This is a genomic window from Microbacterium lacticum, assembly GCF_006716815.1.
Taxonomy (GTDB): domain Bacteria; phylum Actinomycetota; class Actinomycetes; order Actinomycetales; family Microbacteriaceae; genus Microbacterium; species Microbacterium lacticum.
The window spans coordinates 68,253-92,676 of record NZ_VFPS01000002.1 but is presented as its reverse complement, the minus strand read 5'-3'; the positions used below and the strand labels follow the sequence as shown (position 1 = coordinate 92,676).

The 24,424-nt window shown below is 67.3% G+C and carries 25 protein-coding genes and 3 pseudogenes; 20 read left to right on the top strand and 8 right to left on the bottom strand.

What is annotated here, in order from left to right:
• The first annotated feature begins 13 nt into the window (after positions 1–13).
• On the top strand, positions 14–1,753 hold the full coding sequence (poxB, locus tag FHX68_RS06105; RefSeq protein ID WP_141381074.1) for a ubiquinone-dependent pyruvate dehydrogenase: 1,740 nt from the start codon (positions 14–16) through the stop codon (positions 1,751–1,753).
• 58 nt (positions 1,754–1,811) lie between these two features.
• On the top strand, positions 1,812–2,621 hold the full coding sequence (locus FHX68_RS06100) for a phosphatase PAP2 family protein (RefSeq protein ID WP_141381075.1): 810 nt from the start codon (positions 1,812–1,814) through the stop codon (positions 2,619–2,621).
• Between the two features lie 425 nt (positions 2,622–3,046).
• Here FHX68_RS06100 and FHX68_RS06090 read toward each other — a convergent pair whose 3' ends face one another.
• Both FHX68_RS06090 and FHX68_RS06085 read right to left on the bottom strand, forming a co-directional pair.
• On the bottom strand, positions 3,047–3,370 hold the full coding sequence (locus tag FHX68_RS06090; RefSeq protein ID WP_170219050.1) for an integrase core domain-containing protein: 324 nt from the start codon (positions 3,368–3,370) through the stop codon (positions 3,047–3,049).
• Positions 3,354–3,599 (bottom strand): annotated as a pseudogene (locus tag FHX68_RS06085) (IS30 family transposase); the annotation flags it as partial. The pseudogene FHX68_RS06085 and the gene FHX68_RS06090, both read right to left, overlap by 17 nt.
• 71 nt (positions 3,600–3,670) lie before the next feature.
• Here FHX68_RS06085 and FHX68_RS06080 point away from each other — a divergent pair.
• The 10 genes and pseudogenes from FHX68_RS06080 to FHX68_RS06035 all read left to right on the top strand — a co-directional run bounded on the left by FHX68_RS06080 (position 3,671) and on the right by FHX68_RS06035 (position 13,518).
• Positions 3,671–4,869, top strand: a protein-coding gene (locus FHX68_RS06080) for an IS3 family transposase (protein WP_425325853.1) whose coding sequence is annotated in 2 segments (ribosomal slippage) — positions 3,671–3,940 and positions 3,943–4,869 — 1,197 coding nt in all. Because the reading frame shifts where the segments join, the coding sequence is not laid out codon by codon here.
• 104 nt (positions 4,870–4,973) lie between these two features.
• A pseudogene (locus tag FHX68_RS15800) lies at positions 4,974–5,189 on the top strand (integrase core domain-containing protein); the annotation flags it as partial.
• 191 nt (positions 5,190–5,380) lie between these two features.
• The gene (locus FHX68_RS06070) at positions 5,381–6,457 is read left to right on the top strand and encodes a type I restriction endonuclease (RefSeq protein ID WP_141381644.1); all 1,077 of its coding nucleotides are present in this window, start codon (positions 5,381–5,383) and stop codon (positions 6,455–6,457) included.
• 366 nt (positions 6,458–6,823) lie between these two features.
• On the top strand, positions 6,824–8,176 hold the full coding sequence (locus FHX68_RS06065) for an ISL3 family transposase (RefSeq protein ID WP_425325858.1): 1,353 nt from the start codon (positions 6,824–6,826) through the stop codon (positions 8,174–8,176).
• 460 nt (positions 8,177–8,636) lie between these two features.
• Positions 8,637–8,888, top strand: coding sequence for a hypothetical protein (locus tag FHX68_RS06060; protein WP_141920111.1), 252 nt, complete (start codon positions 8,637–8,639; stop codon positions 8,886–8,888).
• A 505-nt stretch (positions 8,889–9,393) separates the two neighbouring features.
• Positions 9,394–10,074 carry a hypothetical protein gene (locus tag FHX68_RS06055; RefSeq protein ID WP_141381602.1) on the top strand — a complete coding sequence of 227 codons (681 nt, stop codon included), beginning with the start codon at positions 9,394–9,396 and terminating at the stop codon, positions 10,072–10,074.
• Positions 10,056–10,802: a hypothetical protein gene (locus tag FHX68_RS06050; RefSeq protein ID WP_141381603.1), complete on the top strand. Its 747-nt coding sequence runs from the start codon at positions 10,056–10,058 to the stop codon at positions 10,800–10,802. The genes FHX68_RS06055 and FHX68_RS06050 overlap by 19 nt, the downstream gene beginning before the upstream one ends.
• 103 nt (positions 10,803–10,905) lie before the next feature.
• A pseudogene (locus FHX68_RS06045) lies at positions 10,906–11,376 on the top strand (transposase); the annotation flags it as partial.
• Positions 11,377–11,486: 110 nt separating this feature from the next.
• Positions 11,487–12,827, top strand: coding sequence for a TrkH family potassium uptake protein (locus FHX68_RS06040; RefSeq protein WP_141381611.1), 1,341 nt, complete (start codon positions 11,487–11,489; stop codon positions 12,825–12,827).
• Positions 12,820–13,518: a potassium channel family protein gene (locus FHX68_RS06035; RefSeq protein WP_141381610.1), complete on the top strand. Its 699-nt coding sequence runs from the start codon at positions 12,820–12,822 to the stop codon at positions 13,516–13,518. The genes FHX68_RS06040 and FHX68_RS06035 overlap by 8 nt, the downstream gene beginning before the upstream one ends.
• Positions 13,519–13,729: 211 nt before the next feature.
• Here FHX68_RS06035 and FHX68_RS06030 read toward each other — a convergent pair whose 3' ends face one another.
• Positions 13,730–15,247: an IS1634 family transposase gene (locus FHX68_RS06030; RefSeq protein ID WP_141920091.1), complete on the bottom strand. Its 1,518-nt coding sequence runs from the start codon at positions 15,245–15,247 to the stop codon at positions 13,730–13,732.
• A 100-nt stretch (positions 15,248–15,347) separates the two neighbouring features.
• Here FHX68_RS06030 and FHX68_RS06025 point away from each other — a divergent pair, with 100 nt between their 5' ends.
• A complete protein-coding gene (locus tag FHX68_RS06025; RefSeq protein ID WP_244926832.1) occupies positions 15,348–16,220 on the top strand; it encodes an oxygenase MpaB family protein in 873 nt (290 codons plus the stop codon).
• Here FHX68_RS06025 and FHX68_RS06020 read toward each other — a convergent pair.
• Both FHX68_RS06020 and FHX68_RS06015 read right to left on the bottom strand, forming a co-directional pair.
• The gene (locus tag FHX68_RS06020) at positions 16,202–17,002 is read right to left on the bottom strand and encodes an NADP-dependent oxidoreductase (protein WP_141381374.1); all 801 of its coding nucleotides are present in this window, start codon (positions 17,000–17,002) and stop codon (positions 16,202–16,204) included. The genes FHX68_RS06025 and FHX68_RS06020 overlap by 19 nt on opposite strands.
• 94 nt (positions 17,003–17,096) lie before the next feature.
• Positions 17,097–17,945, bottom strand: coding sequence for a Rossmann-fold NAD(P)-binding domain-containing protein (locus FHX68_RS06015; protein ID WP_141381375.1), 849 nt, complete (start codon positions 17,943–17,945; stop codon positions 17,097–17,099).
• Between FHX68_RS06015 and FHX68_RS06010 the strand changes: the two genes are divergently transcribed.
• The 4 genes from FHX68_RS06010 to FHX68_RS05990 all read left to right on the top strand — a co-directional run bounded on the left by FHX68_RS06010 (position 17,946) and on the right by FHX68_RS05990 (position 21,003).
• Positions 17,946–18,695 carry an ATP-binding cassette domain-containing protein gene (locus FHX68_RS06010; protein WP_229661637.1) on the top strand — a complete coding sequence of 250 codons (750 nt, stop codon included), beginning with the start codon at positions 17,946–17,948 and terminating at the stop codon, positions 18,693–18,695. It begins immediately after the preceding gene.
• A complete protein-coding gene (locus tag FHX68_RS06005; protein WP_141381377.1) occupies positions 18,692–19,363 on the top strand; it encodes a methionine ABC transporter permease in 672 nt (223 codons plus the stop codon). The genes FHX68_RS06010 and FHX68_RS06005 overlap by 4 nt, the downstream gene beginning before the upstream one ends.
• Before the next feature lie 27 nt (positions 19,364–19,390).
• Positions 19,391–20,206, top strand: coding sequence for a MetQ/NlpA family ABC transporter substrate-binding protein (locus tag FHX68_RS06000; protein ID WP_141381378.1), 816 nt, complete (start codon positions 19,391–19,393; stop codon positions 20,204–20,206).
• A 266-nt stretch (positions 20,207–20,472) separates the two neighbouring features.
• Positions 20,473–21,003: a thermonuclease family protein gene (locus FHX68_RS05990; protein WP_170219049.1), complete on the top strand. Its 531-nt coding sequence runs from the start codon at positions 20,473–20,475 to the stop codon at positions 21,001–21,003.
• Between the two features lie 12 nt (positions 21,004–21,015).
• Here the strand turns inward: FHX68_RS05990 and FHX68_RS05985 are convergent, their stop codons facing one another.
• On the bottom strand, positions 21,016–21,681 hold the full coding sequence (locus FHX68_RS05985) for a response regulator transcription factor (RefSeq protein ID WP_141381380.1): 666 nt from the start codon (positions 21,679–21,681) through the stop codon (positions 21,016–21,018).
• Positions 21,682–21,823: 142 nt separating this feature from the next.
• Between FHX68_RS05985 and FHX68_RS05980 the strand changes: the two genes are divergently transcribed.
• Both FHX68_RS05980 and FHX68_RS05975 read left to right on the top strand, forming a co-directional pair.
• Positions 21,824–22,111 (top strand): GlsB/YeaQ/YmgE family stress response membrane protein, encoded by a 288-nt coding sequence (locus FHX68_RS05980; protein WP_141381381.1) that lies wholly within the window; start codon positions 21,824–21,826, stop codon positions 22,109–22,111.
• Between the two features lie 123 nt (positions 22,112–22,234).
• Positions 22,235–22,729 carry a MarR family winged helix-turn-helix transcriptional regulator gene (locus tag FHX68_RS05975; RefSeq protein WP_229661636.1) on the top strand — a complete coding sequence of 165 codons (495 nt, stop codon included), beginning with the start codon at positions 22,235–22,237 and terminating at the stop codon, positions 22,727–22,729.
• Positions 22,730–22,732: 3 nt separating this feature from the next.
• Here the strand turns inward: FHX68_RS05975 and FHX68_RS05970 are convergent, their stop codons facing one another.
• The gene (locus FHX68_RS05970) at positions 22,733–23,209 is read right to left on the bottom strand and encodes a MarR family transcriptional regulator (RefSeq protein ID WP_141381382.1); all 477 of its coding nucleotides are present in this window, start codon (positions 23,207–23,209) and stop codon (positions 22,733–22,735) included.
• 196 nt (positions 23,210–23,405) lie between these two features.
• On the opposite strand from FHX68_RS05970, the gene FHX68_RS15175 reads away from it, so the two are divergent.
• Positions 23,406–23,561, top strand: a complete 156-nt coding sequence (locus tag FHX68_RS15175) for a hypothetical protein (protein WP_170214290.1) — start codon at positions 23,406–23,408, stop codon at positions 23,559–23,561.
• A gap of 46 nt (positions 23,562–23,607) precedes the next feature.
• Here the strand turns inward: FHX68_RS15175 and FHX68_RS05965 are convergent, their stop codons facing one another.
• Entirely contained in the window at positions 23,608–24,345 is a 738-nt protein-coding gene (locus FHX68_RS05965) for a DsbA family protein (RefSeq protein ID WP_141381383.1), read from the bottom strand.
• Positions 24,346–24,424 lie beyond the last annotated feature (79 nt).

Here is a 24,424-nt window from a genome sequence, read left to right as displayed (position 1 = left end):
GTAGCGTCGAAGCATGGCGAACGTTGCAGACTTCTTCATCGACACTCTCAAGCGGGCCGGCGTCACCCGGGTGTGGGGCCTTCCCGGTGACTCGCTCAACGCCTTCACCGACGCGCTGCGCCGCGACAGCGGCAAGGACGCGCTCCAGTGGATGCACATGCGCCATGAGGAGGCCGCGGCGTTCGCGGCGGGGGCGGATGCCGAGCTGAACGGCGAGCTCGCGGTCGTCGCCGGCTCGTGCGGCCCGGGCAACCTGCACTTCATCAACGGCCTGTTCGACGCGAACCGCAACCGGGTGCCGGTGCTCGCGATCGCCTCGCACATCCCGTCGGCCGAGATCGGCAGCACGTACTTCCAGGAGACCCACCCGCAGGAGCTGTTCCGCGAGTGCAGCGTCTACTCCGAGCTGGTCGGCGACCCGGCACAGCTGCCGTGGGTGCTCGAGATCGCGATGCGCACGGCCGTCGAGAAGCGCGGTGTCGCCGTCGTCGTCGTGCCGGGCGACGTGTTCTTCGCCGACGCTCCCGATCGCCGCGCGACGGCGCCGATCCTGCCGACTCGGTCGACGGTGGTGCCGGATGCCTCGGGGCTGGAGGCCGCGGCATCCATTCTGAACGGCGCGAAGAAGGTGACGATCCTCGCCGGTGCGGGCGTCGCGGGGGCGCACGACGAGGTGATCGCGCTCGCCGCGAAGCTGCAGGCGCCGATCGTGCATGCGCTGCGCGGCAAGGAGCACATCGAGTGGCAGAACCCGTACGATGTCGGGATGACGGGGCTGCTCGGCTTCGCGTCGGGGTATCGGGCGATGGAGAAGTGCGATGCGCTGCTGATGCTCGGCACCGACTTTCCGTACCGGCAGTTCTTCCCCGAGAAGGCGAAGATCGTGCAGGTCGACCTGCGCGGCGAGCAGCTCGGGCGGCGGACGCCCATCGACGTGGGTCTCGTCGGCGGGGTGCGCGAGAGCGCGGCGGCGCTGCTGCCGCTGATCGACGAAGGGCGCAGCGACGCGTTCGCGAAGGAGTCTGTCGAGCACTACCGCAAGACGCGGAAGGGGCTCGACGAGCTGGCCGTCGACGACGGCAAGGCGCCGATCCACCCGCAGTACGTCGCGCGGCTGCTCGATGAGCTGGCGAGCGAGGATGCCGTGTTCACGGCCGACGTGGGAAGCCCGGTCATCTGGGCGGCGCGCTACCTGACCATGAACGGCAAGCGCCGGCTGCTCGGGTCGTTCCTGCACGGGTCGATGGCGAACGCGATGCCGCAGGCGCTCGGCGCCCAGGCATCCGACCGGTCGCGGCAGGTCGTGGCGCTCTCCGGCGACGGCGGCCTCGCGATGCTGATGGGGGACCTGCTGTCGATCCGGCAGAACGATCTGCCGGTGAAGATCGTCGTGTTCAACAACTCGTCGCTGAACTTCGTCGAGCTCGAGATGAAGGCGGCGGGCATCGTCAACTTCGGCACGGAGCTCGAGAACCCGTCGTTCGCCGCCGTCGCGGAGTCTGTGGGGATCACGGGCATCCGGGTCGAGAAGGCGTCGGAGCTGCGCGGCGCGCTGACCCGGGCGCTCGAGACCGAGGGGCCCGTGCTCGTCGACGTGGTGACCGCGCGCGAGGAGCTGTCGATGCCGCCGACGATCACGGCCGCGCAGATCAAGGGCTTCACGGTGTGGGCGCTGAAGACGGTGCTCTCGGGGCGCGGCGACGAGCTGCTCGACCTGGCCGACACGAACGTGTGGCGGCGCCTCTTCCACTGATCGCACCTTCTGGGCGCGTTCTGCGCTGACGCTCAAGTGCGCGTGCGAGCATCGGAGCATGAGAGCAGCACCCCGCGCCTGGCACTTCGTGGCAACCGCCGCGGTGCTCGCCGTGCTACTCGCTGCCTCGTACCTGTTCTTCGTGCAGGGCTACATGGGGCAGCTGATCGACGAGCAGGCGCGCACCGGGGCGCAGTTCGCCGTCGTTGCGGAGGCCTCGACCCTGTTGGATGCCGTGCCGTTGCTGAGCGCCGGGGTCGTTCTGATTGCGGTCGTGATCGGCGCGATCCGGCGGCAGCGAGTGGCCACGGGGCTCGCGCTCATCGTGGTGGCCGCGGCGAACCTGACGAGCCAGCTGCTGAAGCATGAGGTCCTGACGCGTCCCGACAACGGGGCGACGGGCGCATGGCACAACTCATTCCCATCGGGGCATACGACGGTGTTCGTGTCGGCGGTGTTCGCGCTGTTCCTCGTGTGCGCGCCGCGGCTGCGGCCCGTGATCGCGGCGGTGGGCTCCCTTGCGATCGTCGCCGTGGGATCCCTTCTCGTGGGGAGCCAGTGGCACCGCCCGAGCGATGTCGTCGCCGGGGTGCTCGTCGTCGCGATCTACGTCTTTCTCGGCGGTGCGGTGCTCGCGCGGGTGCGCCCCGTGGCGCCGTCCGACAGGCGCGCTGGCGTCGCCGGCACGGTCGCTCTACTCGTTCTCGCCGCGGTCGCCGCGACGGCGGCGCTCACGCTGGCGTATCTGACGGCGGATGCCTCCACCGAAGGCACCGCGGCAGCGACGGCTGCCGGGTTCGTGGCGATCGCCTCCACGACCGGCGGAACTGCCGTGTTGGCATCCCGCCTCTTCCGTCGCGTCGGCTGAACGGCGATCGGCGTGCACCGGCCCGGCCGGTAGACTCGACGGGCCCGCCTCTGTAGCTCAGTGGAAGAGCAGGCGCGTCCTAAGCGAATGGTCGGGGGTTCGAATCCCTCCAGGGGCACACCCATTTTTTAACTCTGATCAGGTATTTCTTCTGTGGTCAGACCTCCCAGAATGCGTTTTTGCCCGCTTTTTGCCCGCATTTGTAAAAGCTATGAGCCGAAGCCAAGGCCCTCCGGAGGGCTTCAATCGGCGTCTCAGAACGCCGAAATCCGAGCCGATTTCCCGATTCCATCCCATGCGGGAAACTGAGCAAACTGCTCTCAGCGGTCACTTCGGGCGGCGGTAGCGTGTCTGCGGACCCGTCGGCAACGCGGTCAGAGGCATGGTGACTCGCCCCGGCGTGTCTGGAGAGTGTTTTGCTGGTGTCAGCCGGCTTGTTCGACCGGTTCGTTGCGAGCGTAGTCGAGTTGTTCGACCTCGACGGGCGTGAGGTCGTCGATGGAGCCGTGGGTGCGTTCGGTGTTGAACCACAGCACCCAGGAGGCAGTGGCGGCCTCGACTTGGTCGACGTCGCGCCGGGGCCCTTCATGGTGGATCAGCTCGGACTTGTACAGGCCGATCTGCGACTCCGCGAGGGAGTTGTCGTACGCGTCGCCGACGGACCCGACGGACGGGTCGATGCCTTCGTCGATGAGCCGGTCGGTGAACGCGATCGACGTGTAGACACTGGGCTCAACCGGTCGTTGCAACACCGTGTTGTTGAAGCGAGCGTAACTGCTCCCCGAAGACTTCCGCGGGAGTGCGCCAGTTCAGGCTTTTCCGTGGCCGGTTGTTGAGCGCGAGAGCGACGGCTTCGAGGTCCTCGGCCGACCACCGCGAGAGGTCCGTGCCCTTCGGGAAGTACTGACGCAGCAACCCGTTTGTGTTCTCGTTCGTCGGCCGCTGCCAGGGCGAGTGGGGGTCGGCGAAGAACACCTTGGGAATGCTGAAGCTTTGGTTGACTCTGGGACTGCTTTGATTTGAAGGATCGGGGCGGGAAGGATGAAGTCATGCCGGTGAAGTTTTCGGAGGAGTTCAAGCGCGACGCGGTCGCTCTGGTGCTCACGCAGGGAATGTCGCAGAAGCAGGTCTGCGCGGATATGGGGATCTCGAAGTCGGCGTTGCAGGCGTGGGTGCGTAACGTCGAGCTGGCCGGCCGCGGGATCGCGCCGGCGGCGTCGAGCGATCGGGACGGGCAGCGTGAGCAGGCGAAGATGCTCAAGCGGATCCGCGAGTTGGAGATGGAGAACGAGATCCTCCGGAAGGCCGCGGCGTATCTTTCGCAAGCGAACCTTCGGATCGGTGCTGCGTCCCCAAAATAGTGTTCCCGCTCGTCCGTGAACTGGCTGCGGCCGGCGCCCCCGTGAGGGTGTCGGTCGCGGTGGCGTGCAGGGTCCTCGGCTTCTCCAAGCAGGCGTACTACCAGTGGCTGGCCAATCCGGTCAGCGATCGCGACTGGGACGAGGCGCATCTGATCAACGCTGCCCGGGACGTGTGGGATGAGGACCGTTGTCAGGGGTACCGGCTCATCTCCGACGAACTCGTCGACGACGGCTGGCAGGTGTCTGAGCGTCGCGTGTGGCGGGTGTGCTCGCAGGAGGGCATGTTCTCGGCCGCGCACCGCCGCAAGGGCTCTCGGAAGCATCGCCGGCCGGGTCCTGCCGTGCACGACGACCATGTCAGACGTGACTTCACCGCCGACCGGCCCAACGAGTTGTGGCTCACCGACATCACCGAACACCGAACCGGTGAGGGCAAGGTGTACTTGTGCGCGGTCAAGGACGTGTTCAGCAACCGGATCGTGGGCTACTCGATCAGCGACCGGATGAAGGCCCGACTGGCCGTTGACGCGCTCACCGACGCATTCCACCGGCGCGGTAAGCCAGCCGGGGTGACGGTGCATTCCGATAGAGGCAGTCAATTTCGAAGCCGTAGATTCCGGCGTGCCCTTCGACACTTCGGGCTGCGCGGATCGATGGGCAGAGTCGGCGCGTGCGCGGACAACGCGGCCATGGAGAACTGGTTCAGTCTGCTGCAGAAGAACGTCCTCAACCAGCAGCAGTGGACCACCCGTGACGAGCTTCGCCTCGCGATCGTGTACTGGATCGAGGCACGCTACCACCGATGCCGCCGTCAACGAAGACTCGGGAAGTTGACGCCCATCGAGTTCGAGACCATCATGAAACACCCCGCCTGCCTGGCGGGATAAGGAAACGAGTCAACCAAAGGCTCAGCATTCCCCAACTCCGACAACTCGGCCGCGGCTGAGCCTTATCCGGCCAAACGCAAACCCGAGGCCAATTAGCCGGATAATCGGCCGACAACGCCCTCGCCGAGAGCTTCAACGCGGCCCTCAAGCGCGAACTGCTCGAAGGCCGACCCGCGTTCCCGAACGCGCCCACGGCCTACCGGGCCGTGTTCCGGTGGGCGAACCGCTACAACACCCGCAGGCGCCACTCCGCGATCGGCAACATCACCCCGAACGCCTACGAGACCGCCACCTTCGCTATCCTCACGGAAGCGGCATAACCGAAATGACACCGTGTCCACGATCCGGGGTCAAGGCCCACGACCTCACGCCCCTCGAGGTCGAACAACTCGACTACGCTCGCAACGAACCGGTCGAACAAGCCGGCTGACACCAGCAAAACACTCTCCAGACACGCCGGGGCGAGTCAACGCTCGCAGGGTTGGACGTTTGAATCAGGACAGGGGTAACAATGGAGTTCCAGGATCGACTCGCTGCACTGGCCGCGAAGGTGAAGAATCAGGCCACAGCTATCGGCACTGAGGAAGCGACCAAGAACGCGTTCGTCATGCCGTTCATCTCGACCATTCTCGGCTATGACGTGTTCGATCCTCTTGAGGTGATCCCCGAGTTCACCGCGGATGTGGGAACGAAAAAGGGAGAGAAGGTCGACTACGCCATCGTTCGCGATGGTGAAGTGCAGATCCTGATTGAATGCAAGGCTTCGCTCGGACAGCTGAAAATTGAGCACGCTTCACAACTGTTCCGGTACTTCTCAGTCACGAACGCGCGCCTCGCTGCCCTGACTAACGGCGTTGTGTGGGAGTTCTACACGGATCTGGACGCGCCCAACCGGATGGACTCAAAGCCTTTCCTTGTGCTGGATTTGCTCGACATTGACGAGACGCTCATTCCTGAGATCCAAAAGCTCACGAAGGACAGCTTTGACCTCGATTCGATCATCAGTGCTGCGGGCGAACTCAAATACGTGGGTGCTCTCAAGAGGGAGATAGCGAAGCAGTTCCGCGAGCCCTCCGACGAGTGGATCAAGTTCTTCACCTCGCGCGTGTACGAGGGAGCATTCACGCAGAAGGTCCGTGACCAGTTCACGGCGCTCGTCGGGAAGGCGACCCGGCAGTTCCTGACCGAAAGCGTCAACGACCGCCTAAAGAGCGCTCTTGGCGTCACCTCCGCACCCCTCAACAATGCGAGCGTGTCCAGTGAACCTGTGGTCGCGGAAGACCTGGACAGGGATACCGAGATCGAGACCACGCTCGAGGAGCTCGAGGGGTATCAGATCGTGAAAGCTATTGCGTGCGGTGAGGTCAAACCGCAGAGGATCACCCAGCGTGACGCGAAGAGCTACTTCGCCGTGCTACTTGACGACAACAACCGGAAGCCGATCGCACGTCTCCACTTCAACGGCAAGCAGAAATTTCTCGGCCTCCTCGACCCGGAAAAGAACGAGACGCGCCACGCGCTCGAGTCGCTCGAACAGATTTACCAGCACGCCGAAGCTATCCGGGAAGCCGTTCGCCGCTACGCCTAACGAAGTAAGAGCCGGTGCGCGGAGAGGGATCCGCTACGACCGACGATGCCCCGCCAACGGGCACCGACCGTATATGGATCCTGACCGGACTGATAAAGGCAAGCGGGCCGGGCCGGTGGCAGTGTTGCGCGATGTCCACTCGATCGTCCGAGATATGAAATCGCATCCCGCAACTCGCAGTTCTGTGCTCTCCGCGCCTAGTACATCGCGAAACGGCTGCCCGAGCTCGCCCGCCAGCAAAGCGGCTCTTCGGACTTTAGGTGGGGGTGGGTGATGTGCGGGGCCGCGTGGTGACGGGGTGGGGCGGGTCGAGGCCCCGAGGATCGGTAGCGATCAAGCTTCCTTTCCGTTCGGAGACCTCGACCCGTGCCCGATGCTACGGGGTGCGCCGCTGCGTGCCCGTCTTCTGCTGTCTACTGTGATCGCTGCGATGTGCTCGTCGGCCTCGGCGGGCTGCACGTGGTGGCTGTCGAGCGCTGCCGCGACGGCGTGCTCCTGATCGACGTCGAGTCCCCGCCGGGGCCGGTCGGGTGCCCGGGGTGCGGGCAGGTCGCCGAGTCGCGGGGCCGGAAGGCGCTCGTGCTGGTCGATGCGCCGATGAGCGCCGCTGCGGTGCGGGTCCGGTGGCGCAAGCGCAGGTTCCGGTGCGCTGATGAGGCGTGCCCGAGGGAGTCGTTCACCGAGCAGAACGCTCTGGTCGCCGCGCCTCGCGCCAAGCTCACGGCCCGAGCGGTGATCTGGGCGGTGGGGCAGATGCGGAGGGAGAACGCGTCGGTGCAGGGCGTCGCCCGCCAGCTCGGGGTGTCGTGGCGCACGGTCTGGCGACACGTCAGGCCGGTGCTCGAGACGCGCGCCGCGGACGGGTCCCGCTTCGACGGGGTCACCACGCTCGGCGTCGACGAGCACCTCTGGCACCACGTGTCCACCAGACCCGTCGCCGATGGCGGGCGGGGTCCGAAGGAACTGACCGGGATGGTCGACCTGTCGCGCGATGCGTCCGGGCGGGTGAGGGCCCGCCTGCTGGACCTCGTGCCCGGGCGCAGCGCGAAGGCCTACGCCGACTGGCTGCAAGAGCGCGGGCAGGAGTTCCGCGACGGGGTGCAGGTCGCGACGCTGGACCCGTTCGCCGGCTACAAGAAGGCCCTCGACGACGAGCTCGACGATACCGTCGCGGTGCTCGACGCGTTCCACGTCGTCAAGCTCGGCACCACCGCGGTCGATGAGGTCCGCCGCCGCGTCCAGCAAGACACCCTCGGGCACCGCGGACGCAGAGGTGATGCGCTCTACGGGATCCGCAACATCCTCCGCGCCGGGCAGGAACGACTCACCGACCGGCAGAAGGCCCGGCTCGATGCCGCGTTCACGCAGCGCGAGGAGCACGTCGAGGTCGACGTCGCCTGGCAGGCCGCGCAGCAACTCCGCGACGCCTACCGGCATGCCGACCTCGCCACCGGGCGCAAGATCGCCGAGCACGTGCTCGAATCGCTCCCGACCTGCCCGATCCCCGAGATCGCCCGACTCGGCCGCACCCTGCGTCAGTGGCGGGCCGCGTTCCTGTCCTACTGGGATACCGACCGGTCATCCAACGGCGGCACCGAGGCCGTGAACGGCCTCATCGAACTCGCCCGCCGCGTCGCCCGCGGCTTCCGCAACTACGACAACTACCGACTCCGCATGCTCCTCATCGCCGGCGGCCTCGACCCCACCACCCCCACCTAAAGTCCGAAGAGCCCGCAAAGCCCTGCTGGCGACTGATTCCGGCAAATCGCCATATCCGTAGGCATGCAACAAGATGCTGACAACCTCCGCAATCTCCCAGCCGGTCGCCGCAGGTGGGGCAGCCGGAGACTGCGAGCGAAACGGGTCCGGCACGGTGAGTGCGCGGAGTGCGAGCAGCGTGCGGGTTACGGCGGCGTCCGTATTGTCGGCGTCCGTCATCAGTTCGTAGGCCCCTGCCAAGCCATCGAGCAGCCGTGCTCGTTGAGACCGGAGGTTGTGTAGCGCCCGCGCGTGCCACGCGAGGAGGGCCGCGATGAAGGCGAACCCGATCGTGACCGTCACTTCCACGACCCAGCTATCCTGCCCGCGATACAGAGCGAGCGACATCGCGCTGAGCGTCGCTGCGAGTAGTGACGCGGTCCAGGTCAGCTGGCTCCAGTGCGCTTGATACTGTCGCGGCTTGGGAGAGGCAGACAGCAAGGGTGGCACGGATGCCGAACTCGCGGCGCTGAGCAACATACCAACGAACCCGAGCATGAAGGCCGCCAGTTTGGTCGACACGAGGGATTCAACCGAGGTAAACGACCCCTCAGATGTCACCGTGATGATCGCGGCGACGCCCGCTGAGAGCACCGCAGCCCACGCAAGCGAAGTGAACACCCACCACGCGGGGGTGGCTCCTCGCCTCATCCGGGACGTCAACCGCCTGTAAGTTCCCGCGCGCAACTGCACAGTCCCGGCAGCGGCGGCAAGCGCGACCCCGAGTGCGGCTAGAACGGTGAGGGCTGAACTCGCAACGGGGTGCTGAAGAAGTACTGCGAGGACGCCCGCCGCGAAGGCTACAACCGTCGCGCCTCCGAACCACCACCAGTTTCGCCGCCGGCGACGGCGAACGAGTCGCCGCGCAGCGCGCGACCCGAGGTCATCCCCGGTCGGGGTGATCGTGAGCTCAGAAGCCACTCGCCAAAGGTCGGGCCTCGGTGCAGTCGTGACATTACGCATCAATCGCGAGCGTAAGCCATAAGGGCGACATGCTCGCCTGCGCCCGGCATCCCAGTGCTGAGGAGATGAGCGCGTTTTGCGCTCCCTGAACCGGCAGACCGGCGCCGCACGTAGGCCGGCGTCACGCAGGCGGTCCCGATTAAGGACCGTTTGCGCGCGGCGCGCGGCGCGCCAACTCTGTGTCACAATAGTTCCAAGTTTGGAGGTGTTCTGCAATGGTTCACCTGACGGCGACCGAACTCGCCAGCCGCCTCGGAGTCTCGCGGCGCCACGCCATCGACCTCCTCGCCGAAGGCTCCATCGCCGGGCGCAAACTCTCCTCCGGCGCGTGGCTGGCCGACGCTGACTCCGTGCTCCGCTACGAAACGTCTTTTCGCCGCGGAGGTGGTCGAAAGCTCGACGCCAACACCGCGTGGGGACTGCTGTGGGAGCTCAGCGGCCTCGAGGCGACCTGGCTAACCCCCAGCACCCTTTCGCGCACACGCCGGCGACTGCGCACATGGGGTGCAGACGAGCTCGCGCGCGCCGTCTCAGGGCGCACCCGAGCGCACCGCTACCGTGCCGCCAATGCCACCAAGGCCGGGGAAGAGCTCATCGCTACCGGCCGCTCCGCCGCCGGCCAGCTGCGCGTCGGACTCATGGACGACACCCGCCAAGTTTCCGGCTACGTCCGCCGCGGCGAAATCGACGAGTACGCCCGCACGCACTTCATGGCGGCCTCGACCAGCGGCCAAGACGTCCTCTACGACAACACGCTGCCGATCACGTACGACGGTGACACGATGCCGGCCGCGGTCATCGCCGCGGACCTCGCTGTCAGCACCGACACCAGGGAACGCAGCGGTGGCCTGCGAGCTCTCACTGAGCTGAGGAACGCATGGCTGGCCTTGAACTGACCGTTGATATGGGGGCTGACGACCTTCTCCCCGCATGGCGGACGGTCATCGACGTAGCCGGCACCGGGATCTCGGAGAACCTCACACTTGTGGGTGGCCTCATGGTCGCAATCCACGGCAGTAGGGCCGGGGTGGCGATGCGCCGGTCCACCGACGACATGGACGCGCTCGTGGACTACTGGGCCGACCGCAGCTCTCTGGCCGGGACCCGGGCCGCCCTGGCCCAGATCGGGTTCGAGCTCGTCGAAAGCGAAGAGCATGCCTATCGATTTGTGCACGCGGACGGCCGCAAGGTAGACGTCATGGTCGCCGACCATCTGCCCTCTCGGATGCGGCCGAGGCTCGCGCAACGACCCGCGTTCGCTGCGCCAGCCGGAGAGCAGGCTATCCGCCGCCGCGACACGTACACGCTGATCTTCAATGGCGGTGCCCGCGTCGTCCTCGGTGTGCCCGATGAGCTCGGCGCGCTGGTCGCCAAAGGAGCGGCCTATCTCGTGGACAACCGCGATCGGGCCCGCCACCTCGACGATGCAGCCGTCATCCGTGCCAGCGTCAGCGACGCGTCCGAGCTCGCCTACGACACGATGAGCGCGAACGACCGGCGCAGGCTCCGCGCCATCCTCGAGAACCTAGGTGACGAGGGGCACTCGAGCTGGGTGAATCTCGATCCGGCCGACCGAGAACGGGGGCTCATGAACGCCGCACTCATCGCAGGCGCGGTCGGGTGACTGGCTTCGGCGTGTCAGGTGTTGATCCCGAATGCGCGCAGCAGCGGGACGCGGGGGATCATCCGGCGCGGGTCGAGCTGGATCGTGGGGATGGTTCCGCTTCGGTCGGCGCGGGATGAAGGGCGACCCGCTCTACCAGGCACGCCGCACCCTGCACACCGGCGACAAGCTGCTCACCGACCGGCAACGCTCCCGGCTGGAGGCGTTGTTCGCGGCCGAGGAGCACGTCGAGGTCGAAGCGACCTGGGGCATCTACCAGCGCATGATCGCGGCGTATCGTGAACCCGACAAGAAGCTCGGCAAGCAGATGATGCAAGCCGTGATCGACGCGGTCAGCACCGGGGTTCCTGCCGCGCTCGTCGAGATCCGCAAGCTCGGCCGCACCCTCAAGCAGCGCGCCGCCGACGTGCTCGCGTTCTTCGACCGTCCCGGCACGTCCAACGGGCCCACGGAAGCGATCAACGGCAGGCTCGAACACCTCCGCGGCTCCGCGCTCGGCTTCCGCAACCTCACGAACTACATCGCCAGGAGCCTGCTCGAAGCCGGAGGATTCAGACCCCAACTACACCCCTAATTCCGAAGAGCCGGTTTCGCCGACCCAGAACGTTTGCCGAACTCGCTGTGTGGGCTTGTCGTTACCGTGTCAGCCCACCCGGACACTCCCGACTGTGAGATTGTTGCCGAGTGCAGTCGTTGCGTAGCGTCCTCCGACTCACCCCCGGTCGGGCCATCTCCGGAGCCTTCGGTCTGGTCCTCGCTGTCGGGACCTTCCTGCTCAGTCTTCCGATCGCCGTCCAGGGCCGCTCCGCGACGTTTATGGAAGCGCTGTTCACCGCGACGAGCGCGCTATGCGTGACGGGACACATCGTTGTCGATACCCCCGTGTTCTGGTCGCCGTTCGGGCAGGGCGTGATCCTCGTGCTCATACAGATCGGCGGATTCGGGGTGATGTCCATCGCAACCCTCCTCGGATTGCTCGTCGCCCGGCGGCTGGGACTGCGCACGAGACTCACTGCGGTGAGCGAGACCCACACGGTCGCCGTCGGCGACGTCCGCCGCGTCCTTCTGGGCGTCGCGGTCATCACGATGACGACGCAAGCCGTTGTCGCCCTGGTCCTGTTCCTGAGGTTCTGGCTCGGATACGCCGAGGAACCGGGCCGCGCCGTGTGGCTCGGCGTCTTCCACGCCGTATCCGCCTTCAACAACGCGGGATTCGCGCTATTCAGCGACAACCTGATGTCGTTCGTTGCAGACCCCTGGATCTGCCTCCCGATCTGCGCGGCGATCATCCTGGGCGGTCTCGGGTTCCCCGTGATCATGGAACTCCGCCGCCGGCTCCTGCTCCCGCGTCGATGGACGCTCAACACCATGACCGTCGTGATCGGCTCGCTCGTTCTCCTCGTCTTCGGTGCGATCGCCCTCACCGCACTGGAGTGGTCGAACCCTGGCACGCTGGGTCCTCTCGAGCCGGCCGGCCGGCTCCTCGCCGGGTTCGCGATGTCGGTCATGCCGAGGACCGCGGGCTTCAACACGATCGACGTGTCACAGATGCATGCGGAGAGCTGGTTCGTCACAGACATCCTCATGTTCATCGGCGGCGGGCCTGCCGGGACGGCCGGCGGACTGAAGATCACGACGTTCGCGGTGCTCTTCTTCATCATCGTGGCGGAATTGCGCGGTGACACCGCCGTCAACATGTTCGGGAAGCGGCTGCCTCGATCGACGCACCGTGAGGCGCTCACCGTCGCCCTGCTCGCGGTTGCGCTCGTGGTCGGATCGACACTGGCGATTATGCTGATGAGCCCATTCGGCTTAGATCGCGTCCTTTTCGAAGTGATCTCGGCGTTCGCCACCGTCGGACTCTCGACGGGGATCACTGCCGACCTCCCCGAGGTGGCGCAACTTGTGTTGATAGCCCTCATGTTCATCGGGAGGCTGGGTCCCGTTCTCCTCGGATCGGCTCTCGCGCTGACCACCCAGAAGCGAATGTACGAACTCCCGAAGGAGCGTCCGATCATTGGATAACCCGACTCTTTTCTTCCGCCGCCGGCGCGCAAAGGACTCATCCGCCACCAGCGTCGCCGTCATCGGCCTGGGACGATTCGGTGGCGCCCTCGCGACCGAGTTGGTCCGCTCCGGGACTGAGGTGCTCGGCATCGACACCGACGAGGACGTCGTGCAGTCCCTCAACGGCGTGCTGACGCATGTCGTTCGCGCGGACTCGACGAAAGAGGTCGCGTTGGAACAGCTCGGCGTCACACAGTTCGACCGGGTCGTCGTCGGCATCGGATCGGATATCCAAGCGAGCATCCTGACCACGTCGCTCCTGAAGCGAATGGGAGTCCGCTCGATCTGGGCGAAGGCGATCAGCGAGCAGCACGGGCTGATCCTCGAACAGCTCGGCATCGAGCATGTGATCTTCCCCGAAGCCGATATGGGTCGACGGGTGGCACACCTCGTGCGCGGCGCCATGCTGGACTACGTCGAGTTCGATCGCGACCTCGTGGTCGCCAAGACGGTGGCTCCGGGGGCGATCGTGGGCAAGACGCTCGAGCAGGCCGCCGTGCGGCGCCGGTACGGAGTCACCATCGTCAAGGTCAGAAGCGCTGACGGAGAGTGGCGCGCTGCCGGCGCGTCATCGGTCATCTCGGCCGGGGACCTTCTCATCGTCATCGGGCCTGTGGAAGCGACGGAGCGGTTCGCGGCACTTCTCTGAGGGGCCACGCCCGCCGTGCCGCCCGGCTTTGGCGCCCATGGGCCCTGCCTGCGCCGCGGCAGGCGATGATGGAATCGTGCGCGCGCAGCGGAAGTCCTCAGGTCTTCGTGCGCGTCTTCTCTTGCCGCTTTCGGGCGACCCTGACGGTGCGCCTCCGTGGGTACTGCGCCTCGAGCGAGGCGAAGACCGCGGTCTCCTGGATCGTGTCAGATTAGTGCCCCACGCCCGGCCGGAGTGCGGCGATGATGTCGGCGGCTTCCCCCGTTGGCGGGGTGGTCGCGGTGAGTTCGTGTCCGTCGATGGTGATCGTGACGTCACGCAGCGGGCGCAGCGCGCGGACGATACGGCGGACCGTCACGCCGGTGGTCTTGTAGAGGTGCCGGCTGATCGCGAGAGCGCAGAACACGACGGTGAGGTGCGCGTGGATCGAGTCCGCGGTCGACGCGAACATCGGCCTCGCCCGCAGGTCGGTCTTCGCCATCCGGAACGTCGCCTCGACCTGGAACAGGTCATGGTAGGCCGCCACGATCTCTGCAGCGGAAGCCGTCGCGGTGCTGAGGTTGGTGACGTACCCCTTGAGGCCGATGTATTCGCGGGCCTTCTCGACTCTTGCCCAGTTCACGCCGGGCCCCGTGCCGAGGGTGACGAACCGGTCCTTCTTCGCCGGGCGGGTGCCGGCAGCGATCTGCTCGGCGCGTTCGATCTGCTTGTTCAACGTGATGTTGTCGCGGATCTTCCGCTTGTGGGAGTACTGCCACACCACTCGCCGCTCCCGCGCGTTCACACCCGCACCCATGGTTCGGGTGGTCTCGACCGTCTCCCCATCGGTGACGATGTTCCCGACGGTCGCGTAGTGCTCGGCGAGATCGTATGGCGCGGAGGAGGTGCGGGAGCCGACGATGAAACCGAACCCGGCGTCCTCCAGCCGGTTCAGGTTCGCTGCGGACAGCATGCCGGCGTCCGCGACGACCACGACCTCGGTCGCGGAGTGACGTTCGCGGAACTGGTCGAGGACGGGCAGCAGGGTGAGGGTCTCGCCCCTGTTGCCCGCGAACTCGTGGACTTCGAGGGGGAACCCGCCCTGGTCCACGAGGAGGCCGACGAGGATCTGCGGGTCGACGCGGCGCTCTTTGCTCATCCCGACCTTGCGGAGCTTGTCTTCACGCTCCGCCTCGAAGTAGAGGGTGGTGACGTCGTAGAGCACGACGGTGAGCGGGCCAGATCGGGTCGCATGCGCGTAGGCTGCGGCGGCGATCTTCGACCGCCAGTCCTGCTCAACGCTGCGGGCGAGGGTCCGCCACACGGTCGACAGCGACGGCGCACCCGGGACACCAAGCTCGTCCCACACCCGCAGCGTGTCCGCCTTGCTGGTCGGCTCGACGACGCGGGCCAGGACCAGCTTCTTGAATGTGTCGTTGCCGACCGCGTCGAACCCGAGACGGGCGTAGGCGTCCTCGAGGACATCCCACAACAACCTGGACCTCGACCCGGTCACCGTCGGCGCGGTCGTGGCCGGCGGCGTCGCGCCCAGCCCGTCCAGATCGAACGGGACATGCCCGGCCAGCTCCGCGATCCGCTCCCGCGCGATCGCGACCAGCACCGCGAGCTGCTCATCGTCGTGCGCGGAGCCGAGGTGCTCCACGATCGTCCGCACACCACGGGTCTTCGACGCGATCTGCACCGCCGTCGCACCCGACGCGGTGCGCACCTTCCGCACGAACCACCCCACCGAGCGAGTCTAGATCGACGCCGTTAGTGCCCCGCACGAGGCACCAACACCCCCGGAAAATCAAGCCTCAACGATCCTCAACCCGCGAAATCACCCGACGGTGACACGATCCAGGCCTGACGGTGCGCCTCCGTGGGTACTGCGCCTCGAGCGAGGCGAAGACCGCGGTCTCTTCGCCGAGGACGGCGCGGCGTGGACGGTACACGCCGGCATCCCGACCCTCGTTGCCGGTATCCGGGCGTTGCTGTTGCAGGCGCTCCACCCCGGGGCGATGGCCGGCGTGCACGATTGGTCGCGCTACAGCGAAGATCCGCTCGGGCGCCTGTCCGGGACGGTCAGGTGGGTTCTCTCGCTGACGTTTGGGGCTCGCGAGCAGGTGGCGGCCGAGCTCGGGCGTGTGGGGCGCTTCCATGCGACGGTGCGCGGCGAGTACGACGCTGCCGACGGCTCGCGGCGCAGCTACAGCGCTGAGGACGCCGACCTCGTCGAGTGGGTGCACCTCGCGTTCACGGATGCCTTCTTGGTCGCCCACACGACATGGGGAGGCCCGATTCCGGGTGGACCCGACGCGTACGTCTCCGAGTGGGAGACGGCGGGGCGACTCATGGGCGTCACGCGTCCGCCGGTGAGCGTGAGCGATCTGCACGCGCGAATGGATGGCTTGCTCGCCGCGGGCACGCTGTGCGGCGGCGAGCGGGTCGACGATGTCGTGCGGTTCTTGCGCACCGTGCCGCTCGAGGGTTCCCTGCGATTCGGCTACCGGATCCTGTTCGAAGGAGCCGTCGCGACGATCCCGCGCGAGTATCGCCGCCTGCTGGGCCTCCGCCGCTCGTGGCTTCCGGCCGTCACCGCGACCCGCCTCGTATTGTTCGTCGCGCAACGAGCTCTGGGTACCGGTCCGCGCGCGCACGACATGGCGCGGCGGCGGTTGCGACGGTTGGAAGCCGCTGAGTGTCAGCGCCCCGCTTCGTAGATGTCGCGTGCCTTGACGATGCGTCGAGAGTTCACCAGGTGGGTGCCCAGCAGCACTTTTCCTCGGGAGTGGAGCTTCTCGAGATCGTGATACGCCGAGGCGACGTCGTCGAGCGCGTACAGCCCCGAGATCAGGAGCGTGAATGCCCGCTTCTCGGCCAGGTGCGTCACGCGGGCGAGCAGCTCGGTGCCGTAGGCGACGGATGCCGGATCGTTCTGCAGGAGCCGGACTTCGGTGTCGCGCCGGTCAGCGCTCGACCTGTAGCGGCCGGCGGGCACGCCCAGCTCCTCCGCGAGGTCGCTGCCATCCTGTCCGAAGTTGTCGATCAAGGCGGTCACCGGGCCACCGGCAGCACGCCGGATGCGATCGGCGATGCCCTCGCCGTAGCGCACCGGCTTGATGCCGAGCTGTCGCAGGTAGTCGAAATTGCGCTCGCCGCACGTGCCGAGGACGGTTGCGCCACGATGCTTGGCCAGTTGCGCCTCGATGCTGCCGACGCCCCCGGCTGCTGCGGAGATCACAATGGTGTCGTCTGCGCCGATTTTGAGGGTATCCAGAGTGTCCAGCGCCGTCGCGCCGGCGAGGAAGAGGCCACCCGCGGCCTCCCAGGTGAGCGTCTTCGGCTTGTGCACGATCGCTGCGACCGGCACGGTGATAAATGTCGCGTGCGCGCCAGATCGCAGATGGCCGACGACCTCCGTGCCCGGAGGGAAATCCCGTGCGTTCTCGCCTGAGGCGACCACGATCCCCTCGACCTTGGTCCGATCAGGCTTCTTCGCCATGGTTCACCTCGCGGAGTGGGTGTTGCTTAGCCTATCTAGCAAAATTGCTGTGGGGCGGGTTCCGTCTTCGTCAAAATCCGGATGACCGCCGCGCTCACGGATGCCGCACGCCACCGCCCGCGAGCACCGCACGGTATCCCTCGCGGAAGCTCGGATACGTGAACGTGAACCCCGTCGAGCGCAGGAGGGCGTTGGAGATCCGCTTGTCGCCAGCGGCCTGCCACCCGGTCGCCTCACCCTGAGTCGGCAGTGCAACGCCCATCTCCGCGGCGAGAAAGCGCAGCACCTCATCCAACCTCGCCGGTTCGTCGTCGCTGCCCAGCACGACGGGTGGGGGATTCTCGAGACCGGCGAGGTGCACGATGGCGGCAGCGGCGTCATCGCGATGGATGCGGTTCGTGTGCGGTGATGTCGCGGGAGCCGCGAGCCGGGCGGTGCCTGAGCGCACCTGCTCGATGAGCCGCTCGCGGCCTGGACCGTAAATGCCCGACAGCCTCACCAGTGTCGCCTCCGGCGCCCGCGAGCGCAGGAGCTTCTCTGCCTCGAGCAGCACGTCGGCGGTGGCCGAGCCTCCTACGGCGGGAGTGCTCTCCGTGACCGTCTCCCCGCCGTCGACGTCATACACCGCCGTCGACGACACCACGAGCACGCGAGGATCGGCCGGGGACGCCTCGAGCCCGTCGAGAACATTCCGGAGCCCGGTGACATACGTCTCGCGGTAGGCCGCGGCGGTGCGGCTTCCGGCGGTAAGGGCGACCACGACCGTGGTGGTGTCGTCATCGATCGTGGGGACCTGGTGGCGGAGGTCCACCGAGCGCCCCTCGATCGGTGCTCGCAGCAGCTCCGCTTCGCGTCGCATGCCGACCACGCGATGGCCCTGCGCGGCGAACCGCAGGCCGACCTCCGTGCCGAGGTCGCCGCATCCCGCAATGATCACTGTCATGTGATCAACCCTGTCACCGTGGCGGGATGCCGGGTGACGTCGGCGGGCAAGGCGTCCGACGTTGGCAGCGGGATCTACGGCGCCGAATACGGCTCCGGGGTCATCGGCGAGAGCGGCGCCGGCAAATCGACGCTCCTGCGGATGATCAACGGACTCACGTCGCCGGACTCCGGCTTGCTGACGGTGCTGGGCCAGCCGATGGCGACCCTCGCCCGCGGGCCGCTGCGCGACCTGCGCCGTGACATCGGTGTCGTGTTCCAGGGCATCGACCTGCTTACCAGCCGCACGGTGCGACGCAACGTCGCGGTGCCCCTCCGGTTGCGGCGCGGCACGGGCGCGGCGATGTCGCGCGCCGAGGAGCGTCGCGCGGTCGACGAGATCCTCGAGTTCGTCGGGCTGAGTCACCGCGCCGACCATTACCCGGCGCAGTTGAGTGGGGGAGAGAAGCAGCGCGTCGGTCTTGCTCGCGCGCTCATCACCCGCCCGGCCCTGCTGCTCTGCGACGAGCCGACCTCGTCTCTCGACACCTCGACCACGGGCGACGTTCTCCGCGTGGTCGAAGGCGCCCGCCAGCGCTTCGGCACGACCGTCGTCGTCATCACCCATGATCTCGATGTCGTCAAGGCGATCTGCGATCGGGTGGCGCTGCTCGAGCACGGCCGGCTCCGCGAGGAGTTCCACATCCAGAAGACCGACTATCGGACCCTCCCGAACTACTACGAGCAGGTCACGCGGGAGCTGCGGCCATGACCTGGCTCACCGACCTGCTCGCCGAGTACGGCGACGACATGCTCGAGGCGCTCGCCGAGACCGGCTACATGCTGGTCGTCTCGCTGGCGGCGGCCGTGATCATCGGCCTGCCCCTCGGCGTGACCGTGTTCCTCACCCGCGCCGGCGGCTTCGCCGAGAACCGTGCGCTGTGGCGCGTGGGAAACCTGTACATCAACATCGTCCGCTCGTTCCCGTTCCTGCTGCTTGTGGTCTTCCTGATCCCGTTCACCCGGCTCGTGATGGGAACCACGTTCGGCACGCAGGCCGCGACGCTGCCGCTGTGCGTCGTGGCGGTCGCGATCTATGCGCGCCTCGTCGAGCAGATCCTGCTCGAAGTGCCGCCGGGAATCTCGCGTGTTGCCACCTCCATGGGCGCCACGGTGCCGCAAGCGGTGGGCCAGTTCTTTCTCCCCGAGGCGCGCTCCGGCCTCGTCTACGCGCTGACCTCGGCCGCGATCAGCCTGCTCTCGTACTCGACCGTCCTCGGGGTGGTCGGCGGCGGCGGCATCGGCGACTTCGCCATGCGCTACGGCTACCAGGAGTACAACGACGCGCTGATGTACCTGACCATCCTCATCATCATCGTCTGCGTGCTGCTGATCCAACTGATCGGCCATCGCATCTCCGTCCGTCTCGACCACCGCTGACCTGCACACCCCTTACGAAGGAACCCCATGCGAAAGATCCACATCTCCGCCCTCGGCATCGCCCTGGCATCCGCCGTCCTGCTGTCCGGCTGCGCCGCCCCGAGCGGGGGAGCGGATGCCGCCTCCACCGAACCGGTGACGCTCAAGGTCGCGGCGGTCACGTCGCCCATGACCGACGTCGTCGAGGCCGCGGCCGACGCCATCGAAGACGGGTACACGATCGAGCTGGTCGAAGTGTCGGACTACGTCCTCTCGAACACGATCCTGCAGGCCGGCGACGTGGACGCGAACTTCTCGCAGCACGTGCCCTACATGGAGTCGTTCAACGCCGGCAACGACGGCACCCTCGTGGGCGTGCAGCCCGTCTACGACTTCATCATCGCGTTCTACTCCAAGACGCTCGACGACATCGCCGACCTGCCGAACGGAGCGACCGTCGCGATCCCCGACGACCCCTCCAACACCGGCCGGGCGCTGAAGCTCCTCGCCGACGAGGGCATCGTCACCCTCGACCCCGCGATCGACCCGTACACCGCGACCCCCGACGACATCACCGGAAACCCGAAGAGCCTCGAGTTCTTGCAGGTCGCGATTCCGCAGCTGAACGCGGCCTACGACGAAGCCGATCTCGTGTTCCAATGGCCCTCGCACATCGCGGCGCTCGGCCTCAACCCGCAGGACGACGGACTCATCACCGAGCTCGACGACAGGTTCGCGCTCAACCTCGTGGTGCGGTCGGAGGATGCCGACTCGGCAGCGACCGCCGCGCTGAAGAAGGCGTTCACGAGTGACGAGGTGCGCGAGGTCATCGAGGGGAACGGCACGATCACCGTCGCCTTCTGACACTGTCGGGGGTGCGCCCTGCGCTTCTGGGCATGCCCACGCTCGACGACGTCCGTGCGATCGCCGGGGCGCTCCCCGGGAGCGAGGAGCGGGCGACGACGGGCGGTGCCGCCAGGTTCGTGCGCGTGAACCCAAGGTCGCGTTCCGCATGGCCGCCATCGACGCCGACCACCTCGTCGAGCTCGTCACCGAGGCGTGGATGGTGCAGGCGCCGAAGTATCTTCGGCGCAAGTTCGACGGTGCCGGCGGACGTGAGCTCTGAGCCCATGCGCGCGCATCGAATCCGCGTTGCCGCGCTCGCCGTCGCGCTGGCCGTCGCGGCATCCCTCGCCGCGTGCGCCCCGGCGAGGGTGCCGGATGCCGCGTCCATCGCAAGCCCGACGGTGGACGTGGTGGCGACTCTCGAGGAGATCGTCGACGGCGATACCGTCGACACGAGCGCAGGCACGGTGCGCATCATCGGGATCGACGCACCCGAGCGCGGTGAGTGCGGCTACGACGTAGCGACGGCGCTCGTCGCGACGCTGGTGGGCCCCGGAGATCCGATCACCCTGGTGCTCCCGGAGGGGCAGAACCCGGAGGATCGCTACGGGCGGCTCCTGCGCTACGTCGACACGACGGGCGGCGTCGACGTGGGGTCGGCGGTGCTCGGTGCCGGCCTGGCTGTCGCCCGCTACGACTCGACCGACGGGTATCCCGCCCATCCCCGCGAATCCGACTACCGTGCCGCGCAGACGGCAACGCTCTCGGCCGACGGCTCCGTCGTCACGGCCGACTGCCGAGCCGCTGCCGGGTGACCGCGGTGTGGATCACGGGCCGCCCAGCCAGTGATCGATGCGGTGCGTGTCGGGGGTGAACCCGTGGCGCACGCCGTAGAGCACCGCCTGGGTGCGGCTCGTCGCGCCGATCTTGCGATAGACCGACCGGATGTAGGACTTCACCGTGTTCGGGCTCAGGTAGGTGAGCCGCGCGATCTCGGCGTTGCTCTTGCCCTGCGTGATGAGCGCGAGGATCTCCGATTCGCGGTCGGTGATGCCCTCGCGCTTGCCCGGCCAGTCGAGGCCCGGCTGGCTGGGTGCGCGCCGGCTCTGATCGTTGAAGATGCGTGCGCCGGCGTGCACGGCCTCGATCGCCGTGACCAGCTCTGCGGCACTGAGGGTCTTCGACAGGTAGCCGTGCACGCCCTGGTTGCGGGCGATCTCGATGAGATCGGGATGGAAGTTCCAGGTGTAGACGACCACCCGGCGCGCGCGGGGATTGCGCAGCAGCTCGACGATCTCGACGTGGTCGGCTTCGGGCTGGGCGAACGAGTCGTACAGCACCACGTCGACACTGTCGCTGACCGGGGCGTTCGCGTCGATCTCAGCGACGATCACCCGATCGCGGTAGTCGTCGAAGAGATGGGCGAGGCCCTTCAGTACGACGTCGTAGTCGTCGACGAGAGCGACCGTGATGGGCCGGGCGGGAGAGGGCATGCGTCAGCTTTTCACCCTCAGGGGTGTTATGCCACACCCTGAGGGGTGGTTGACTTAGATTGTTGCCGCCACCCAACGGCGGCCGGCGCATCGCCCGATGCCCGACCCCGCGCCCACCCGGCGCACAGCAGAGGAGCATCACATGTTCGGACTCATCATCAGCATCATCGTCATCGGCTTGATCGCGGGCTTCATCGCCCGCGCCGTCATCCCCGGCAAGCAGGACATGAGCATTCTCATGACGATCGTCCTCGGAATCGTCGGATCGTTCGTCGGCGGCTTCCTCGGATATCTCATCTTCGGCACCGACAACGCCGACGGCTTCTTCCAGCCGTCCGGCATCATCGGCTCGATCATCGGGGCGATCATCGTCCTCCTGGTCTACGGCGCCGTCCGCGGACGCGGCACCACCACGCGTCGCCGCTCCTGACCTGCCGGGGCGCGACGAGCGCGCGGCAGTGACCGCTCCCCGGCTCCACGTGGGGTCGGGAATCGGTCGCTGCCGGGTGCGAGTGGCCCCGCGAGCCGGCGGCATCCGTCGGAATGGTTTTTCGTGACGGGGGAGAAGGAAGAGCACTCGGCATACTGGTATGCCGACACCGACGACGCGAGCAACGCCGCCGTCCTGCAGGCGCTGCGCAGCTATCGCGCGGCGGAGACGGCGATGCGTCGCCGCACGCAGCAGTCGATGGAGATGGGCGAGAACGAGCTGCTCGTGCTCCGCTTCCTCGCTCGCGCGAATGCCCGGGGCGAAGACGTCACCCCCGCGCACCTGGCGCGGTACCTCGGCATCACCTCGGCCTCGACGACGGCGCTGTTCGATCGGCTGGCGAAGAGCGGCCACATCACGCGCACACCGAATCCCGGCGATCGCCGCAGCGTGCTCATCGCCGCGAGCCCCAAGGCCGAGGACGAGATACGCGACACCCTGGCAGCCATGCACGGGCGCATGATCGACGTCGTCCGCCCGATGACCTCCGCCGATCGCGCGAGTGTCATCGGCTTCCTCCGCGCGATGCAGGAAGCCGTCGACGAAATCGACCGGTGAGGGTCAGCGCGCCGGACTGAGCTCGGCAGTGCCGTCGGCCGCGTCGGCGAGCGACGAGAAGAACGAGATCACATCGCGACGCTCATCGGGGCTGAGATCCTCCATGAGGCCGGCCAGGCGCGCTTCGAAGACCTCATAGGTCGACGCGATGGCATGCTCGGCATCGTCGGTGACCGTGACGAGGATGCTGCGTCGATCTTCGGGATTGCTGCCGCGCACCACCATGCCGGCCTTCTCGAGCCGGTCAAGGAGGGCCGTGGTGGATGCCGAACTGATGCCCAAGTGCCGGGCGATCTCACTCGGCTTCACGTGGTGGGCGTCTTCGCGCTCGCGGAGGAGGAAGCGGAGGATGGCGAGCTGGTTCTCGCTCAGCCCGGTGCGGCTGCGTACACGCGCCAGCATGGCAGTGTCGGCGGCCCGGAAACGCTCGTATGCGCGCAGAACAGCATCGACGGTCTGCACGTCGTCGAGGTCGGTCATGGACACCTCCGGCCGATGTCGGCACGTTGATTGGCTACTTGCTGCAATTACTATACACCCGATGTGTATCTCGCTTGACTAACTACTTTTTCTTGTGAGTAACCTTTCGGCAGAGCAATAACGACCAGAAGGAGCGCAGCAGACATGGGACGTCTCTACTACGGCAACACCACCGACGGGATCGAGATCCCCGACCGTGAGCTCGCCCGAGGCATCCGTCGTGCTCTGGGGTGCGCAGGACACCGAGCACGCCCGCATCCACGCGTCCGACGAGTCGGTCGACCCGGCCGAGCTCGAGCGGATGATCGCCTCGCAGGTGCTGCTGCTGCACCGCCTCGCCGAAGCGGGCTGAGCCGCCGGGTCACGGCGTCCGGGTCAGCGCGTCGACCCCGCCGGCGTCAGTTCTGCGCGGCGTCGATCGCCGCCTGCAGGCGGCCGGTGAGGCCGTCGGTGGACAGGTCGATGACCGTGCCGTTCACGACGAGGATCGGCACCCCCGAGACGACCTGCGAGGTGCCGTCGATCGTCGCGCCGAGCCAGTGCTGGTTCGATGCCGAGACCCACGGGCCGAAGCGGCGCGAGGCGACGGCGTCGGAGATGTCCGAGGTGACCCCCGCCTGCTGCGCGAGCGCGACGATGTCGTCATCGGTCGGGTGCGAGGTGCCGTCCGCGAGGGTCTGGTGCTCCTGCAGCAGCGCGTAGAACGCGGGCAGACGGTCGTTCTCGCCCGCGTCGCTCACCGCGGCGAGGGCGCTCGCCGCGCGCGTCGACCAGTCGGTGTCGTCGCCGTGCTTGGTGCTGACGAAGTTCAGGGGATGGATGACGAGGGTCGCCGTGCCCGCCGCGACGGCGTCGGCGATGAGGTCGCCGGTGGCCAGCTCGAGCTGCCGGCAGTAGGGGCAGGACAGGTCGGTCCACAGCTCGATGCGTGCCGAGCCGTCGCCCGCGGGGAGGCCGTACCCGTCGGCGTGCGCGGGTGCGACGACCGCCGCGTCGCTCGTCGACGCGGTCGGCGACGTCGTCGGAGCGTCGCCCGACGCCGCGGAGCATCCGGCCAGCGAGCCGCCGGCCGCGAGCACGACCGCGAGCGTCGCGGCGGAGAGGAAGGTGCGGGCGGGGGAGCGGTGGCGGAGCATGCGAGTCCTCACTGTGGTCAGACCACGACGATAGCAGAGGAGCCCGTGCGTCGTCTGAGAGCGATGCCCGGCCGCGAAA